The organism is Streptomyces xantholiticus, from assembly GCF_014651015.1.
Classification (GTDB): Bacteria; Actinomycetota; Actinomycetes; order Streptomycetales; family Streptomycetaceae; genus Streptomyces; species Streptomyces xantholiticus.
Genome location: NZ_BMWB01000010.1, coordinates 169,794 through 185,039, shown reverse-complemented (window position 1 = coordinate 185,039; position 15,246 = coordinate 169,794). Strand labels below are relative to the sequence as shown.

The 15,246-nt window shown below is 70.8% G+C and carries 14 protein-coding genes; 6 read left to right on the top strand and 8 right to left on the bottom strand.

The genetic code is table 11. The features are described 5' to 3' along the window. Positions 1-128: 128 nt before the first annotated feature. The 3 genes from IE198_RS17700 to IE198_RS17690 form a co-directional block, all read right to left on the bottom strand. Positions 129-1,895 (bottom strand): glycoside hydrolase family 18 chitinase, encoded by a 1,767-nt coding sequence (locus IE198_RS17700; RefSeq protein WP_229834054.1) that lies wholly within the window; start codon positions 1,893-1,895, stop codon positions 129-131. Positions 1,896-2,147: 252 nt separating this feature from the next. Continuing rightward, positions 2,148-2,855 (bottom strand): response regulator, encoded by a 708-nt coding sequence (locus IE198_RS17695; RefSeq protein ID WP_229834037.1) that lies wholly within the window; start codon positions 2,853-2,855, stop codon positions 2,148-2,150. Beyond that, the gene (locus tag IE198_RS17690) at positions 2,852-4,057 is read right to left on the bottom strand and encodes a sensor histidine kinase (RefSeq protein ID WP_229834036.1); all 1,206 of its coding nucleotides are present in this window, start codon (positions 4,055-4,057) and stop codon (positions 2,852-2,854) included. The genes IE198_RS17695 and IE198_RS17690 overlap by 4 nt, the downstream gene beginning before the upstream one ends. Positions 4,058-4,209: 152 nt before the next feature. Here IE198_RS17690 and IE198_RS17685 point away from each other — a divergent pair, with 152 nt between their 5' ends. Beyond that, positions 4,210-4,782: a hypothetical protein gene (locus tag IE198_RS17685; RefSeq protein WP_189887556.1), complete on the top strand. Its 573-nt coding sequence runs from the start codon at positions 4,210-4,212 to the stop codon at positions 4,780-4,782. Here IE198_RS17685 and IE198_RS17680 read toward each other — a convergent pair whose 3' ends face one another. From IE198_RS17680 to IE198_RS17670, 3 genes are read right to left on the bottom strand one after another with little or no spacing between them, the layout of a single operon-like run. Beyond that, entirely contained in the window at positions 4,783-5,355 is a 573-nt protein-coding gene (locus IE198_RS17680) for a cob(I)yrinic acid a,c-diamide adenosyltransferase (RefSeq protein WP_100109171.1), read from the bottom strand. A 13-nt stretch (positions 5,356-5,368) separates the two neighbouring features. After that, positions 5,369-6,124 (bottom strand): ABC transporter permease, encoded by a 756-nt coding sequence (locus IE198_RS17675; protein ID WP_189887554.1) that lies wholly within the window; start codon positions 6,122-6,124, stop codon positions 5,369-5,371. 19 nt (positions 6,125-6,143) lie between these two features. Then, positions 6,144-6,926, bottom strand: coding sequence for an ABC transporter ATP-binding protein (locus tag IE198_RS17670; protein WP_189887552.1), 783 nt, complete (start codon positions 6,924-6,926; stop codon positions 6,144-6,146). Between the two features lie 79 nt (positions 6,927-7,005). On the opposite strand from IE198_RS17670, the gene IE198_RS17665 reads away from it, so the two are divergent. The 4 genes from IE198_RS17665 to IE198_RS17650 all read left to right on the top strand — a co-directional run bounded on the left by IE198_RS17665 (position 7,006) and on the right by IE198_RS17650 (position 11,953). Further along, positions 7,006-7,644: a TetR/AcrR family transcriptional regulator gene (locus tag IE198_RS17665; protein WP_189887550.1), complete on the top strand. Its 639-nt coding sequence runs from the start codon at positions 7,006-7,008 to the stop codon at positions 7,642-7,644. 148 nt (positions 7,645-7,792) lie between these two features. Next, complete coding sequence (locus IE198_RS17660; RefSeq protein WP_189887548.1) at positions 7,793-8,641, top strand: 3-hydroxyacyl-CoA dehydrogenase family protein; 849 nt, start codon at positions 7,793-7,795, stop codon at positions 8,639-8,641. Positions 8,642-8,837: 196 nt separating this feature from the next. After that, the gene (locus IE198_RS17655; RefSeq protein ID WP_189887546.1) at positions 8,838-9,161 is read left to right on the top strand and encodes an STAS domain-containing protein; all 324 of its coding nucleotides are present in this window, start codon (positions 8,838-8,840) and stop codon (positions 9,159-9,161) included. 392 nt (positions 9,162-9,553) lie between these two features. After that, entirely contained in the window at positions 9,554-11,953 is a 2,400-nt protein-coding gene (locus IE198_RS17650; protein WP_189887544.1) for a P-loop NTPase family protein, read from the top strand. Positions 11,954-12,634: 681 nt separating this feature from the next. On the opposite strand, the gene nucS is transcribed toward IE198_RS17650, so the two are convergent. Continuing rightward, on the bottom strand, positions 12,635-13,297 hold the full coding sequence (nucS, locus tag IE198_RS17645) for an endonuclease NucS (RefSeq protein WP_189887542.1): 663 nt from the start codon (positions 13,295-13,297) through the stop codon (positions 12,635-12,637). A 244-nt stretch (positions 13,298-13,541) separates the two neighbouring features. Between nucS and IE198_RS17640 the strand changes: the two genes are divergently transcribed. Continuing rightward, entirely contained in the window at positions 13,542-13,934 is a 393-nt protein-coding gene (locus IE198_RS17640) for an SCO5389 family protein (RefSeq protein WP_100109179.1), read from the top strand. An 81-nt stretch (positions 13,935-14,015) separates the two neighbouring features. Here IE198_RS17640 and IE198_RS17635 read toward each other — a convergent pair whose 3' ends face one another. Further along, positions 14,016-15,047 (bottom strand): LLM class flavin-dependent oxidoreductase, encoded by a 1,032-nt coding sequence (locus IE198_RS17635; RefSeq protein WP_189887540.1) that lies wholly within the window; start codon positions 15,045-15,047, stop codon positions 14,016-14,018. Between the last annotated feature and the right edge of the window lie 199 nt (positions 15,048-15,246).

Sequence of the window (15,246 nt, the reverse complement as noted above, 5' to 3'; positions counted from 1 at the left end):
GGCTCGGCCCTCCCCCGGACGGAGTCCGGGGGAGAGCCGATGTCGCACGAGCGTGCCTGAGAGGGCATGACGAAGCCCGGGAGAGATTCGCTCCCGGGCTTCGCTGTCACTCGAGTGCGGTCCGGGGGTTATCCGAGGCCGCTGTTGATCGCGCTGACCAGTTCTCCGTTCGCCGTGTCACCGCTGAACTCCCAGAAGAACGCGCCGCCCAGGCCCTGGTTGTTCGCCCAGCCCATCTTGGAGCTCACGGTCGCCGGGGTGTCGTAGCTCCACCAGTTGGTGCCGCAGTGCGCGTACGCCGTGCCCGCGACGGTCCCGGTGGCCGGGCAGCTGCTCTTGAGGACCTTGTAGTCCTCGATGCCCTGTTCGTACGTACCGGTCGCCGGTCCGGTCGCCGTGCCGCCCGGCGCGGACTGGGTCACACCGGTCCAGCCGCGCCCGTAGAAGCCGATGCCCAGCAGCAGCTTCGTGGCCGGCACGCCCTTCGCCTTGAACTTCGCGATCGCCTCGGCCGAGTTGAAGCCGGCCTGGGGGATGCCGGGGTACGAGGTGAGCGGGGAGTGCGGGGCGGTGGGACCGTTCTTGGCCCAGGCGCCGAAGAAGTCGTACGTCATCACGTTGTACCAGTCGATGTACTGCGCGGCGCCGCCGTAGTCGGCCGCATCGATCTTGCCGCCGGAGGAGGCGTCCGCCGTGACGGCCGCGGTGACCAGGTTGTTCGCGCCGAACTTGGCCCGCATGGCCTGCATCATGTTCTTGAAGGCCGCGGGGCCGGAGGTGTCGCAGGACAGACCGCAGGCGTTCGGGTACTCCCAGTCGAGGTCGATGCCGTCGAAGACATCGGCCCAGCGCGGGTCCTCGACCAGGTCGTAGCAGGACTGCGCGAAGGCGGCCGGGTTCTGCACGGCCTGGCCGAAGCCGCCTGACCAGGTCCAGCCGCCGAACGACCACAGCACCTTGATGTGCGGGTACTTGGCCTTCAGCTTGCGCAGCTGGTTGAAGTTGCCGCGCAGCGGCTGGTCCCAGGTGTCGGCGACGCCGTCGACGCTCTGGTCGGCGGTGTACGCCTTGTCGTAGTCGGCATAGGCGTCACCGATGGTGCACTTGCCGCCGCTGACGTTGCCGAAGGCGTAGTTGATGTGCGTGATCTTCTGCGCGGAGCCGGAGGTCACCAGGTTCTTCACGTGGTAGTTGCGTCCGTACACGCCCCAGTTGGTGAAGTAGCCGAGCTTGACCTTCTCGCCCGGGCCGGGGCCGGGGCCCGGGTCGGCGCCGGTGGTGCGGACACGGGCCGCGCCGCTGACCGGTCCGGTCTGATCGGCGGTGTCGCGCGCCTGGATCGTGTACGAGTAGTCGGTGCCGGAGGTCAGGCCCGTGTTGGTGTACGTGGTGCCGGTGACGGTGGCGACCTTGGCGCCGTCGCGCAGGACGTCGTAGTTCTTGATGCCCTTGTCGTCGGTGGCAGCGTTCCAGCTCAGTCTCACCGAGGTGTCGGTGATGCCGGAGGCGGTCGGGGTGCCGGGAGCGGACGGCGGGTTGTCACCGGGGACGCTGCCGCCGTCGCAGGAGGCGCCGTTGAGCCTGCAGCCCGACGGCGAGCCGGAGCCGCTGCCGTTGAAGCCGAACGAGACGGAGGCACCGGGGGCGAGCGTGCCGTTCCAGCCGACGTTCTTGGCGGTCCAGTGGTCGCCGGAGTTGGTGACGGTGGCGTCCCAGGCGGAGGTGACCTTCGTGCCGGAGGGGAAGTCCCACTCGACGGTCCAGGAGTTGATGGTCGTGGTGCCGGTGTTCTTCACCGTCCAGCTGCCGCCGAAGCCGGAGCCCCAGTCGGAGGTCTTGGTGTAGGTCGCGGTCGCGGAGGTGGCCGCTTCCGCCGGGGAGGCGAGGCCCACCATGGCGGCGAGGGGGAGCAGCAACGCGGTCAGGCCGGCGGTTGCTCTGCCTCTGAATCTCGTTCTGGCGCGGGGGGTTGGTGGCGCTTGTGTGCTCAAGGATGCTCCTCGAGTTGAGTGCGGACATGTCAGGGGTGGTCCGTGCACTGGCGCACACCGCGTGGCTCGTCGCAGTGTGCTCGGTGGAGATTAGGGTGGTCTGGACCAATCGTCAATAGGTCCAGACCAAAGGTGTTCCCCTGCTGTCCTCCGGTGTCAGACCCCCAACTCCTGCGCCAGGACCGCCGCTTGCACCCTGCTGCGCAGCTCCAGTTTTCCCAGCAGCCTGCTGACATGGGTCTTCACCGTGGCCTCGGCCATCGACAGCCGCTCGGCGACCTCCGCGTTCGACAGCCCCTCCCCGAGGCACGACAGCACCTCGCGCTCCCGCCTCGTCAGCACGTCGAGCACCGCGGGATCCAAAGCGTCCGCAGGCCGTACGGCCCTGGGCGCGGCGAACTCCGCGATCAGCCGCCGAGTGACGGCCGGCGCGATCAGCCCCTCCCCGGCAGCCACCGTCCGCACCGCCAGCAATAGGCCGGCGGCGTCGGTGTTCTTCAGCAGAAAACCGGCCGCCCCGGCGCGCAGCGCCCCGAAGACGTACTCGTCCAGGTCGAAGGTGGTCAGCACCAGCACATCGGCCAGCCCCTCCGCGACCACCTGCCGGGTCGCGGACACCCCGTCCAGACGGGGCATCTGCACGTCCATCAGCACCAGGTCGGGGCGCAACTCCCGGGCGAGACGCACCGCCTCCTCGCCGTCCGCGGCCTCCCCGGCCACCTCGATGTCCGGCGCGCTGCGCAGGATCAGGACCAGTCCCGCCCGTACGGCGCTCTGGTCCTCCGCGACCAGCACCCGGATCAGGGGCGTGTCCTGTGCGGCACCATGCGCGGCACCGTGTGCGGCGTCCGATTCGTCTGTCATGCCGAGGGCTCCTCGTCGTCCACCACGGGCAGCACCGCCCGTACGCGCCAGATCTTCTCCGGCCCACCCGTCGGGCAGGGGGCCGGTCCCGCCTCGAACGTCCCGTCCAGCAGTGCCACCCGCTCCTGCATCCCCACCAGGCCCGCACCGGAGCCGGGCGCCCGGGGGCCGGACCGCGATCCGAGGGGACTGCTCACCGCCACGGTCAGCGCCCCGTCGGCCGTACCGGACACCTCGACGAGCACCTTGCCGGACTTTGCGTGCTTGATCGCGTTGGTGAGCGACTCCTGGACGATGCGGTAGGCCGCCAGCTCCACCGGCGCGGCCAGCCGCCCGCCCGAGTCCCGGTCGTCGTCCAGCAGGAACGTCAGTCCGCTCGCGGCGCCGTTCGTCCGGGCCTGCTCCACCAGGGCGTCGAGTCCCTCCAGCGTCGGTGCCGCGGCCGGTGCCGCGTCGCCGCTGCTGTCCCGGAGCAGCCCGATCAGCCGGCGCATCTCGGCCAGGCCCTCCACGCTGTTCTCCCGGATCACCGTCAGGGCCTGCTTCGTGGTCACCTCGTCGTCGATGGAGAGAGCGGCGGTCGAGTGGATCGCGATGGCGGAGAGATGGTTGGCGACCATGTCGTGGAGTTCGCGGGCCATGCGGGCCCGCTCGGCCGCGATGGCCTGGGTACGGTCCATCTCAGCGAGCAGCGCGGTCTGCTCGGCGCGCAGACGGGCCGCGTCCGCCGCGTCCCGGTGGTTGCGCACGATGGCGCCGGTGGCGGCGGGGCCGAACGAGACGAGCCCGGTGACGACGCCGATCAGCAGCGCGACGGGCTCCCGCAGCCAGGCCAGGAAACCGATCGTCACCGCGATCGTGATCAGCCCGGTGGTGACCGGGATACGCCGGGCGGAGGCGGGGGTGCCGTAGACCACGGCCGCGTACGCCAGGTCGGCGAACATCAGGAGCGTCGCGATGCTGCCAGGGGTGAACGGGTCGACCAGGACCGCTGCGGTGCCCGCGAGGAGGGCCGTGCGCGGCATGGTCCGGCGCAGCAGCTCCAGCCCGGACATCACGACCAGGGGCACCAGCGTCACCCAGGACGGCAGCGGAGCCGTCGGCCCGTTGGTGTGCACTCCGAGCGACCACAGCAACAGGCCGCCGAGCAGGCCTGCAATCGCGATGAGCGCGTCGTCGCGAGGGGGGCGGGGGATGGTCACTCGTCCATCAAACACGGCGCCGCGGCCCCTGTGCCTCCGCGTGACGGGTGAGCCCGCCGTACATCGAAGGATGCAGTCCCGGTTCGTCACCGCCGACGACGCGTCGGCGCCCGGCGGCCGACACGCTCGAACCATACGAAGGGAGAGCTGCCGTGATCGTCACGCTGATCGTGATCTGCGAAGTCGGCTTCTGGGTGCTGCTGGCCGCCGGACTCGCCGTCCGCTACCTGCTGAAGATGCCACGCACCGGCGCCGCGCTGCTGCTGTGCGAACCACTGCTGGAGGTCCTGCTGCTGGTGGTCACGGCGATCGACCTCAAGAACGGCGCCGAGCCGGACTGGAAGCACGGGCTGGCCGCCCTGTACATCGGCTACACCGTCGGCCACGGCCACCGCACCGTCAAGTGGCTCGACGGCCACGCCGCCCACCGCCTCGCCGGCGGCCCGCCCCCGCGGAAGCCACCGCGCCACGGCATGGCCCGCGCCAGGTACGAGGGCAGGGTCTGGCTGGGCACGGCGGTGGGCGCGATCGTCGCGACCGCGCTGCTCCAGATCGCGATCTGGTACGTCGGCGACGCCGGCCGGACCGGTTCGCTGCGGAGCTGGATGTACGCGGCATGGCGCGCGGCCGGCATCCACGGCCTGATCGCGCTCTCGTACGCGATCTGGCCGAAGAAGGGCCCGGTGAAGGAGCAGGAACGCGAACCGGTCCGCGCCGAGCGGTAGCTAGCGCTCACCACCCGGCACCCAGAGCACGTCTCCGACCTCCTTGTTCGCCACCCTGGCGAGAATGAACAGGAGGTCGGAGAGGCGGTTGAGATACGTCGCCGTCAGCGCGTTCATCGTCTCGCCGTGCACTTCCATCGCCGCCCACGTCGAGCGCTCCGCCCGCCGTACGACCGTGCAGGCCTGGTGCAGCAGCGCAGCGCCAGGCGTGCCGCCCGGAAGGATGAAGCTGCGCAGCTTCTCCAGCTCTTCCAGGAACCGGTCGCAGTCGGCCTCCAGCTTGTCGATGTACGACTGCTCCACCCGCAGCGGCGGGTACTTCGGGTTCTCCACGACCGGGGTGGACAGGTCCGCGCCCACGTCGAACAGGTCGTTCTGCACACGGACGAGGACCTTCACGACCTCTTCGCCGAGCTGCCCCAGCGCGATGGCCGTGCCGATGACGGCATTGGCCTCGTTGGCGTCGGCGTACGCCGAGATCCGCAGATCGGTCTTGGCGGTGCGGCTCATGTCGCCGAGGGCCGTGGTGCCCTGGTCGCCGGTACGGGTATAGATGCGCGTCAGATTGACCATGCGACCAGCCTAGTTACGCACCGGCCCGGCGGAAGACACCTGTGCCGACCGTCACGGACAGCGCCGCGAGCCCCACGGCGACCAGGACGCCGTGGAGCATCGTCGTGGTGGCGTACTCGCCGGTGTACGCGTCCCGTACCGCGTCCACCTGATAGCGGAACGGCATGAGATGCGAGAGGACGTCCAGCCAGCCGGGCGCGAGTGTCATCGGCAGCATCAGTCCGGACAGCAGCATCGACGGCATCGCGAGCGCGTTGATCGCCGGACCGAACTCCTGAGGTGTGCGGACCTTCAGCGCCAGGGCGTACGAGAGCGACGCGAGCGAGACGGACAGCAGCGCCACGAAGGCGAATCCGATCAGCACACCGCCGAGCGGTGCCCGCAGGCCCATCACCAGCGCGGCCAGCACCAGGAGCACGGCCTGGAAGACGAAGAGCGCGGCATCGCGCAGCACCCGGCCGAGCAGCAGCGCGAGCCGGCTGACGGGTGTGACGCGCATCCGCTCCACGACGCCGTGGTTCTTCTCGATGATGACGGCGAAACCGGCGAACGAGGCACCGAACAGCCCCAGTTGAAGCAGCAGCCCCGGCACGAGAACCTGCCAGGAGTCGCCCTGCGAGGACAGCGGCATGTCGGTGAGGAGCGGACCGAAGAAGAGCAGGTGCAGCAGCGGCATCAGGGTGCCGAAGAAGATCTGGAATCTGGAACGGAGCGTCTGCCGGGCGTACCGCCCGAAGATCAGGGCGGTGTCGGACAGGAATGGGGACATCAGAACAGGTCCTCGGGATCTAGACGGCTACAGGGGTGGTGTCGACGGGTGCCGGGCCGCGCCCGGTGATGGCGAGGAAGGCGTCCTGGAGGGTCGCGTCGGCAGAGCCCGCGTACCGCTCCTTGAGCGCGGCGGGGGTTCCCTCCGCGACCACCACGCCCTTGTCGACGATCACGAGCCGGTCGGAGAGCTCGTCGGCCTCGTCGAGGTAGTGGGTGGTGAGGAAAACGGTGGTGCCGTGCTCGTCTCGCAGCCGGCGCACCAGGTCCCACAGGTCGGCCCGGCTGCCCGGGTCGAGTCCGGTGGTCGGCTCGTCGAGGAAGAGGACCTCGGGGCGGTGCATGAGTCCCATGGCGATGTCGAGCCGGCGGCGCTGTCCGCCGGAGAGGGCTCCCGCCTTGCGGTCGAGGAGGTCGGTCAGATCGAGGTCCTTGGCCAATTCCTCGGTGCGTGCGGCTGCTTCCGCCTTGGTGAGCCGGTAGAGCCGGCCTTGGGTGACCAGTTCCTCCCGCACGCTGACGGTCGGGTCGATGCCGCCGGACTGGGCGACGTAACCGGCCCTGCACCGCACGCCCGCCGGGTCGCGGACGAGGTCGCAGCCGGCCACCGTGGCCGCGCCGCCGGTGGGCGGCAGCAGGGTCGTGAGCATGCGGAGGGTCGTCGTCTTGCCCGCCCCGTTGGGCCCGAGGAAACCCAGGATCTCGCCGGGCTGCACGGTCAGGTCGACACCGCGCACGGCCTCCACCGGGCCGCTGTTGGTCTGGAAGGTCCGGGCGAGCCCGGCGGTGCTGATGATTGCCATGGCCCCACAAAAACAGAGTCGCTTAATTTTTGCAATGACCTCAAGTTTTGAGGGGGTGCAAAAAGCTAGGATGGGAGGCATGGCGGAGGGACTGAGGGAACGCAAGAAGCGGCAGACCAGGCAGCACATCTCGGACGTGGCCACCCGACTCTTCGTGGAGCGCGGCTTCGTCACGGTCACGATCGCCGAGGTCGCGGAGGCGGCGGACGTCTCGGTCAACACCGTCTACAACTACTTCCCGGCCAAGGAGGACCTCTTCCTCGACCGCAGCAAGGGTGTCGTCGACCGACTCTCCCGGTGGGTGCGGGGGCGGCCTGCGGGGGAGTCGGCCGCCGGTGCCGTACTGCGTGAACTGCGCGAGGCGGTCGAAGGCTGCTCGCCGACCGTCGGCCTCTTCGAGGGCTACGCCGACTTCATGAAGGTCATCACCGAGGCGGACACCCTGCGCTCCCGCCTGTGGGCCCTCCAGCAGGAGAGCCTGCTCGACCTCGTCGCCACGATGCGCGCAGAGACCGGGGCGGGGGAGGGGGACGTGCTGCCCGACCTGGTCGCCGGGCAACTCGCCTGGATGCACGGCACCGTCATGGGCTGGATCGGTACGGAAATGGTCAAGCGCCGCAAACCAGCCGAAGTTTCTCGTCAGGCCCTCGATCTCATCGACGAGATGGAGGAGCTGCTCAGCGAGAAGGTGCTCACGTACGCCGTCCGCGACGCCTGACGGCCAGTCCCGGTGTGATGTCCGCCATGTGGGACGTGACGCGCATCTCTTAGCGGTCACAGGGGTGCCTCACGGGCGCTAATCTCCGGCAGAGAGCGCACATGTAAACAGTCGTTAAGGCCGTCGAGGCCGTTTAAGGAGTGCCGCAGTGGCCAGGAAGCTCGCCGTCATCGGTGCCGGACTCATGGGTTCCGGAATCGCGCAGGTCTCCGCCCAGGCGGGCTGGGACGTCGTACTGCGTGATGTGACCGACGAGGCTCTGACCCGCGGCAAGGACGGCATCAAGGCGTCCTACGACAAGTTCGTCTCCAAGGGGAAGCTCGAAGCCGCCGACGCCGAGGCGGCGTTGGCACGCATCACCACCACCACGGACCTGGACGCCGTCGCCGACGTGGACATCGTCGTCGAGGCGGTCTTCGAGAAGCTCGAGATCAAGCACGAGATCTTCCGTGCGCTCGACAAGCTCGTACGGGACGACGCCGTCCTCGCCTCCAACACCTCCGCCATCCCGATCACGAAGATCGCGGCCGTGACGGAGCGTCCGGAGCGGGTCGTCGGCGCCCACTTCTTCTCGCCCGTCCCGATGATGCAGCTGTGCGAGTTGGTGCGCGGCTACAAGACGAGCGACGAAGCCCTCGCCACTACCCGGGAATTCGCCGAGTCGGTCGGCAAGACCTGCATCGTCGTCAACCGCGACGTCGCCGGTTTCGTCACCACCCGCCTCATCTCGGCGCTCGTCGTCGAGGCCGCGAAGCTGTACGAATCGGGTGTCGCGACCGCCGAGGACATCGACATCGCCTGCAAGCTCGGCTTCGGGCACGCCATGGGGCCGCTCGCCACCGCCGACCTGACGGGCATCGACATCCTGCTGCACGCCACGAGCAACATCTACACCGAGTCCCAGGACGAGAAGTTCGCCCCGCCGGAGCTGATGCGCCGGATGGTGGACGCCGGTGACATCGGGCGCAAGAGCGGGCAAGGCTTCTACAAGCACTGACATCGCCCCTGGCGTTATCGACCGGTTCGGCATCACCCGCCGGGGTGAATTCGGTATCGGTTCGCTTACAAGTAGCAACTCCTCCGCCTGCGCGGCAGTCAGTTGTTGCAAGACAGAGAAGAACACCGGAAGAACAGTCAGCCGCACAGTCGACACGGGGCCAACACGGGGCACTGGAATCACTCGGGGAGCGCATATGCACATCAGGGGCGACCACGCCGAGCTGGTCGTCGGGGGCCGCCTCGACGTCCGCAGCGCGGCGGACGCCCGTACGGTCCTGCACTCGGCCGTCGACGACGGAGACGGCGACCTGGTGCTCGACCTGACCGACCTCGACTCCTGGGACGCCACCGGGCTCGGGGTCATCATGGGTGCGCACCGGCGGGCGGGCCGGTGCGGCCGCCGGTTGGTGCTGCGCGGTGTGCCGCCGCAGATGCAGCGGCTGCTCGTGGCCACCCGGCTGCACCGCATCCTCGCCATCGAGGGCGGCCTCGCAGCGGAATCGCTTCCGCGCGTGTGACGCCGGTCGCCTCCCGCCCGCGGCGGCGAGGGTGCCGGGGGCGCGGCGGATGAATCGGCCCTCCGGTACGACGGGGCGGCGACGGCGAGGGTGCTGGGGGCGCGGCGGATGAATCGGCCCTCGGGTACGACGGGGCACCAACCGGGCGAGCGGTGCAATCCTCCCGAGACCATGACGTCAGGGACCGGGCACTACCCCGCAGGTTTCGCGATGCGTGGGGACCGTCTAGGGTTCGATCGCCTGCCCTTTCGACAGACGCCTGAGGCGGGCTCCGGACCGAGGCGGCAATGCGTGCAGGAAGGCCGGGAGGGCACCGCACACGGCTTCGGCACCAAGAGCGCAGCGATCTTGGCGGCGGCAGGCCGAGCGAACCTTATCTGGGAGCTTTGAGCATGGACAACGACAGCTTCGGCGAGGGCACCGGACCGGTACGGCCGCCGCGCGACGCCATCACGCCCGACTTCGGACAGTCCACGCCCGCGCCCCGTCGCACGGTCCAACTCGTCTCCGGGGACTTCCTGCTCACGGTCAACCCCGTCGACGGCAGCGAGATCGAACCGTGCCCGCCCGGCAAGCAGCCCGGCCCCCCCTCGCGCCGCAGCACCACCGAGCGCGCGGAGCTGCACCGCGCCGCGCAGCCGCCCGTCCCGGCGGGTCCGGCCGCGCCCCGGCCGCCGCTGCTCGAACGCGACGAGGTGCGGGAGCGGCTCGTACGGCTCCTCGGCCGCGGCCGTTCCGTCCGGCTCACCGGACCCTCCGGCTCCGGCCGCACCGCGCTGCTCGACGCCGTCGCCGCGGAGTGCGGCGACTTCGCGCCCGACGGGGTCGTACGGCTCAACGGCTTCCGCCGCACGCCCGCCGAACTCCTCCAGGAACTGTTCACGGTCGTCTACGACGCGCCCGGGCACCGTCCCGACCGGAACGCGCTCGCCGGTTTCGTACGCGACATCGGCGCCGTCGTCGTCCTCGACGACCTCGAGCTCGGCGGCGCTGCCCTCGACGAACTGCTCGACGCCGCTCCGGAATGCGCCTTCCTCGTCGCAGCCACGCCCGACGTGCCCGCACCCACCACCGACTCCCACCTCGAAGAGGTCTTTCTCAGCGGCCTCGGCCGTGCCGCCGCGCTCGACCTGCTGCGGCAGGGTGTGAACCGCCCGCTGACGGAGGAGGAGTCCAACTGGGCGGGCGACCTCTGGTTCGAGTCCGAAGGACTGCCGCTGCGGTTCGTCCAGGCGGGCGCGCTGCTGCGCCAGTGCGACCAACTGCGGGCGGACCCGGAGGCATTCGAGGAGTTCGCGCCCTTCGCGGCGGCCGGCGGCAAGGACGTACCCCTGCCGACGCTCGGCGAGGGAGCCGCGCCGGCCTCGCTGCTCGCCTCCAGGCTCAGCGACAGTGCCCGCCAAACGCTGCGCTTCGCGGTCGCACTCGGCGGCGAGGTACCCCACCAGGCGCACCTGCCGGCCCTCGTCGGCGACACCCACGCGGACGCCGCGCTCGGTGAGCTGATGAGCTGTGGACTGCTCTCCCCGGCCGGCCCGCGCTACCGGCTGGCGGCCGGCGTGATGGCCCAGCTCCGTGAGAAGGGATACGACGAGGACGCCGTCGCCCACGCCCACACCGCCGCCCAGCACTACACCTGGTGGGCAGGGCACCCCTCCGTCACACCCGAGCGTGCCGTGGCAGAGGCCGACGGCATCCTGGCCGCGCTGAGCGCGCTGGTGCCCGGCCGCGAGGCCGGCCACCCCAGTACCGCCGTGCTCCTCGCCCGCGGCGTCGCGCCCGTCTTCGCGGCCGGACGGCACTGGGCAGGCTGGGAGCGGGTCCTGCGCGTGGGCTCCGAGGCCGCCCGGATCGCCGGAGAGGTTGCGGAAGAGGCGTACTTCCACCACGAGCTGGGCGTCCTCGCGCTCTGCACCGGCAACCCGGACCGGGCGCGGGCGGAGCTCGAGGCGTCGATCGGCATGCGCGGCGCGCTCGCCGACAGGAGCGGCACGGTCGCGGGGCGCCGGGCCCTGGCGCTCGTCGCCGACCGCGAGTCCGGGCCGGCTCCCGCGGAGCCCGCCGCGGCGGGCCCCGTGTCTCCCCCGCGGGGAGTACCGGGCCTCCTGCTGACGAAGCGGCTGTCGCGGACCGGGGCCGCCGACGACACGACGGTCGCGGTCGCGGCGTCCCGGCCGGACGCCCCCGCCGACCGCCCGGCGGGCCGGCGCGTGGCCCTCCTCCTCGGCAGCGCCCGCCGCAACCTCGTCGCCGCGGGAGCGGGCACGCTGCTCGCGGCGGTCCTCGGCACCGTGGTCACACTCGGCATGACCTCCGACCAGGAGGAGCCGCCCAGCGACAACATGCGCAACGGCCAACCCGCGAACGAGGACGACCTCGACGACGACTGGACCGTCGACGACCCGGCGACGGACGAGTCCGACGACCCGGCCAAGGACAAGGACGACGCCGAGCAGCCGACGGAGTCGGCGACACCGGGCACCAAACCCGCGTCGACGGGCGGGGCGCGGGCGCCGGGGGAGAACCCGTCGCCGAGCTCGTCCCGGCCGGGGAGTCCTTCGGACTCGGAGTCGTCGTCGAGGCCGGGCCCCAGGCCGACGCCGACGAAGACGAATACGAAGCCACCGACATCGCCGTCGCAGACCCCGGATCCGACCCCGACCGGGTCGCCGAGCCCGTCTCCTTCCGACACCGCGACCGGTGACCCGGGGGACAGTGCCTCCGCCAGCGAGTCCGGCGACGCGGCCCTCACGAGCAGCGCGCCGAGCTCCTCGTCGCCGACCGTCATCTGACACGCATCGGCTCGGTGCGCGCGGTGGTTCACCAGCCCGCCGCTTCCACTGAACCCTGACGGGACTCGGGGGCTGCGCCCCCGCCCCCGCGGCGCCAGGTCCGCGCCGCGGTCGGGGCTCTGTGCCGCCCGCTCGGCGAAGCCGCGCCCCGCGTGGGAGCGGGTCGCCGCGGTGACGGGTTCCGCTGCGGCCCAGCCTTTCGCCGTACCGGCGGGGCGGTTGCCCGGCCGGGACCCGGGGGCTGCGCGCTCTCCGCGGCGGGCAGGGTAAGACGTACGCCGCCGGATGGGTGGTGCCGTGGGCATGGGCGGTTGCGCGGCCTGCCGGTGCCGCAGGGACCATGGCCGCATGGCCGTCGTCCTCGAGCGCGGGTGCTCGGACGGCGCGAAGCTGCCGCAGCGGGGCCGGGGCGCAGCCCGAATTCCCACCAGCGCTTCCGGAAGAGGCGGGGGTGGGGAATCCACCGGACCCGCCGCCGCGCGGTCCTGGGGGGACGACGGTCCCCACAGGACGGGGCGTGCCGGCTCAGGAACTCCGCATGGCCGGGCCGGGCCGGGGCCTGCGCCCCGCCCTCAGCGCCGGCCGTGGCGCAGACGCGCCGGGGGCCGTGCCGCCGTTCCCCGTAGCGGCGGTTGCGGTGCCCCGGGCAGCGGGGCCGGCCGGGTGGCCCCGGGCCGGGCGTCAGAACAGGCGGAGCTTGTCGTCCTCGATGCCGCGGAGGGCGTCGTAGTCGAGAACGACACAGCCGATGCCGCGGTCGGTTGCCAGGACGCGGGCCTGGGGCTTGATCTCCTGGGCCGCGAAGACCCCCTTGACCGGGGCGAGGTGGGGGTCGCGGTTGAGCAGATCGAGGTAGCGGGTGAGCTGCTCGACGCCGTCGATCTCGCCGCGCCGCTTGATCTCGACCGCCACCGTCGCGCCGTCGGCGTCCCGGCAGAGGATGTCGACCGGGCCGATTGCGGTGGGGTACTCGCGGCGGATGAGGCTGTATCCGTCGCCAAGTGTCTCGATCCGGTCGGCGAGAAGTTCCTGAAGGTGTGCTTCCACGCCGTCCTTGATGAGGCCCGGGTCGACGCCGAGCTCGTGGGACGAGTCGTGGAGGATTTCTTCCATCGTGATGATCAGTTTCTCGCCCGCTTTGTTCACCACGGTCCAGACGCTGTCGTCACCCTCCTTCAACGTGCAGGGAGGCGACATCCAGTTCAGCGGTTTGTACGCCCTGTCGTCGGCGTGGATGGAGACACTGCCGTCCGCCTTGACCAGGATCAAACGAGGGGCGGAGGGCAGGTGGGCGGTGAGCCGGCCGGCGTAGTCCACGGAGCAGCGGGCGATGACGAGACGCATGGTCGGCAACGCTACTCGACTCACGCCACACCGCGCGATTCGCCCCGGATGCGGCCCTCGTTATTTGGCCGGTTGTGCTCCCAATCTCCTGGTGCGCTCAAGTCGGCGCACTTACCGTGGAAGACGGGAGGTTGTCGGCCGTGCACTCTGCGTCGCCGTACAGCTTTGGTATGCCGTCGTATGGTTCGCTTCCTCCCTCCCTGCCCGTAAGGCCCCGTTTCGCGGGGCCGCGAGAGGAGAACCCATGTCGCTCGACGTCTCACCGGCGCTGTTGGAACAGGCCGAGCGAGGCGAGGTCGACGAAGCAGCTTTCGTCGACTGCGTCCGGACCTCCCTGCCCTACGCATGGGAGATGATCAGTTCTCTGGTGGCTCAGCTGAAGGTGGACGGCGGCGAGTTCGCCGACAACCAGACGCCTCCGCCGGACGAGCAGGCACGTGGTCAGCTGCTGCGAGCGCTCGCGAGTGACGCGATTCGTGGAGCGCTCCAGCGGCACTTCGGAGTGCGTCTGGCATTCCAGAACTGCCACCGCGTCGCGGTGTTCCCGCTGGACTCCTCGGTCGACGAGCGGCTCGCCCGCTTCACCTCGATCCGGGGACAGTTGCTCAATCAGTCGCCCGAACTGCGCGACTGCTGAAGTCTTCTGCTGCCGCTCCGCACCGCGGGAGGTTCGACCGGTGTCGGAGCGGCGGCACTTGACGTCGCCATGTCGAGGGATTCAGCCGAGCAGCGGCAGCACCTCCGCGCCCACCCGCCGTACGTTCTCCTCGGTGGCGGCGAGGTCGCCCGAGCCCTCGGCCAGCAGCGCGAAGCGGGTGATGCCGGTGCGCTCCGCGGTCGCCGCGAGGCGGTCCGCGGCGAGGCGCGGCGGCCCCACCGGGTGCAGGGAGCAGAGCAGTTCCGTGTACGCGACGGGGTCGCGCATCGCGCGGTGCCGGCCGTCGACGGTCACATGCGCGTCCAGCCCCTGCTTCAGCCAGCCCGGCATCGCCTTGACGAGGGTCTCGACGGCCTCGTCGGTGCGGTCGGCGATCTGGACGACACCCGCCGAGACGTGTCCGGCTCCGGTGATCCGGTCGGCACAGTGGCCCGCCGCCAGCGCGTGTTCACGCCACAGGGCGATCATGTCGGCCTTCTCCTCGTCGCCGCAGTGCATGCCGAGGAGCATCGGCAGACCGCGCTCCGCGGCCAGCCTGACGCTCTTCGGGGACGTGCACGCGACGACGACCTCCGGGCCGCCCGGCGGTCCGTCGATCAGTTCCTCGCAGCGGGGGACGACCGCGACCTCCCGGAAGGCGAACCGCTCGCCGACGGCGCCCACCCGGGGCTCGCGGAGCCAGCGAAGCAGCAGATCCAGGGATTCCGGGAAGCCCTCCTCGTAGGCCGCCAGGCCGGCGCCGAAGACCTCCAGGTCGACCCAGGGCCCGCCGCGCCCCACGCCGAGCACGAACCGTCCGCCGGAGGTGAGGTGGAGCAGCGCCGCCTGCTCGCCGAGTGCCACAGGATGCGTGCTCGGCAGGACGCTCACCGCGGTGCCCACCTGGATCCGGCGGGTGCGGCCGAGCAGCAGCGCCGCGAGGGTCGTGGCGGACGGGCACACGCCGTACGGCACGAAGTGGTGCTCGGCCAGCCACACGGCGTCGAGGCCCGCTTCCTCCGCCACCTCGGCGGACCGCACCGCCCGGTGCAGTGCCTCCCCCTGCCCCTGACCCGGGAACTGTGCTGCCAGTACGAAAGTTCCAACGCGCATCGCCTTCTGCCTCCTTGCGGCCGACGCGTCACTCCCCCTACAGGCAATAACGCCTGACACGTGCCAAAGGCACGGCCGAGAGTGAAGTTGTTGCGATTTTCCGGTAACTGCCTCTGATGCAGCAGGTGCTTCCGCTGCGCTGCGGGCCGGGCGCGGGTACCCGGGCCCTTACGCTGGAGGGGCAATCCGTCCGGTCCTG

What these genes read in the sequence shown, in the direction of transcription:
- IE198_RS17700 (WP_229834054.1), bottom strand. Translation starts at nt 1,895, where the DNA reads ATGGTGGGCCTCGCCTCCCCGGCGGAAGCGGCCACCTCCGCGACCGCG.
- IE198_RS17695 (WP_229834037.1), bottom strand. Translation starts at nt 2,855, where the DNA reads ATGACAGACGAATCGGACGCCGCACACGGTGCCGCGCATGGTGCCGCA.
- IE198_RS17680 (WP_100109171.1), bottom strand. Translation starts at nt 5,355, where the DNA reads ATGGTCAATCTGACGCGCATCTATACCCGTACCGGCGACCAGGGCACC.
- IE198_RS17675 (WP_189887554.1), bottom strand. Translation starts at nt 6,124, where the DNA reads ATGTCCCCATTCCTGTCCGACACCGCCCTGATCTTCGGGCGGTACGCC.
- IE198_RS17670 (WP_189887552.1), bottom strand. Translation starts at nt 6,926, where the DNA reads ATGGCAATCATCAGCACCGCCGGGCTCGCCCGGACCTTCCAGACCAAC.
- IE198_RS17665 (WP_189887550.1), top strand. Translation starts at nt 7,006, where the DNA reads ATGGCGGAGGGACTGAGGGAACGCAAGAAGCGGCAGACCAGGCAGCAC.
- IE198_RS17655 (WP_189887546.1), top strand. Translation starts at nt 8,838, where the DNA reads ATGCACATCAGGGGCGACCACGCCGAGCTGGTCGTCGGGGGCCGCCTC.
- IE198_RS17650 (WP_189887544.1), top strand. Translation starts at nt 9,554, where the DNA reads ATGGACAACGACAGCTTCGGCGAGGGCACCGGACCGGTACGGCCGCCG.
- nucS (WP_189887542.1), bottom strand. Translation starts at nt 13,297, where the DNA reads ATGCGTCTCGTCATCGCCCGCTGCTCCGTGGACTACGCCGGCCGGCTC.
- IE198_RS17640 (WP_100109179.1), top strand. Translation starts at nt 13,542, where the DNA reads ATGTCGCTCGACGTCTCACCGGCGCTGTTGGAACAGGCCGAGCGAGGC.
- IE198_RS17635 (WP_189887540.1), bottom strand. Translation starts at nt 15,047, where the DNA reads ATGCGCGTTGGAACTTTCGTACTGGCAGCACAGTTCCCGGGTCAGGGG.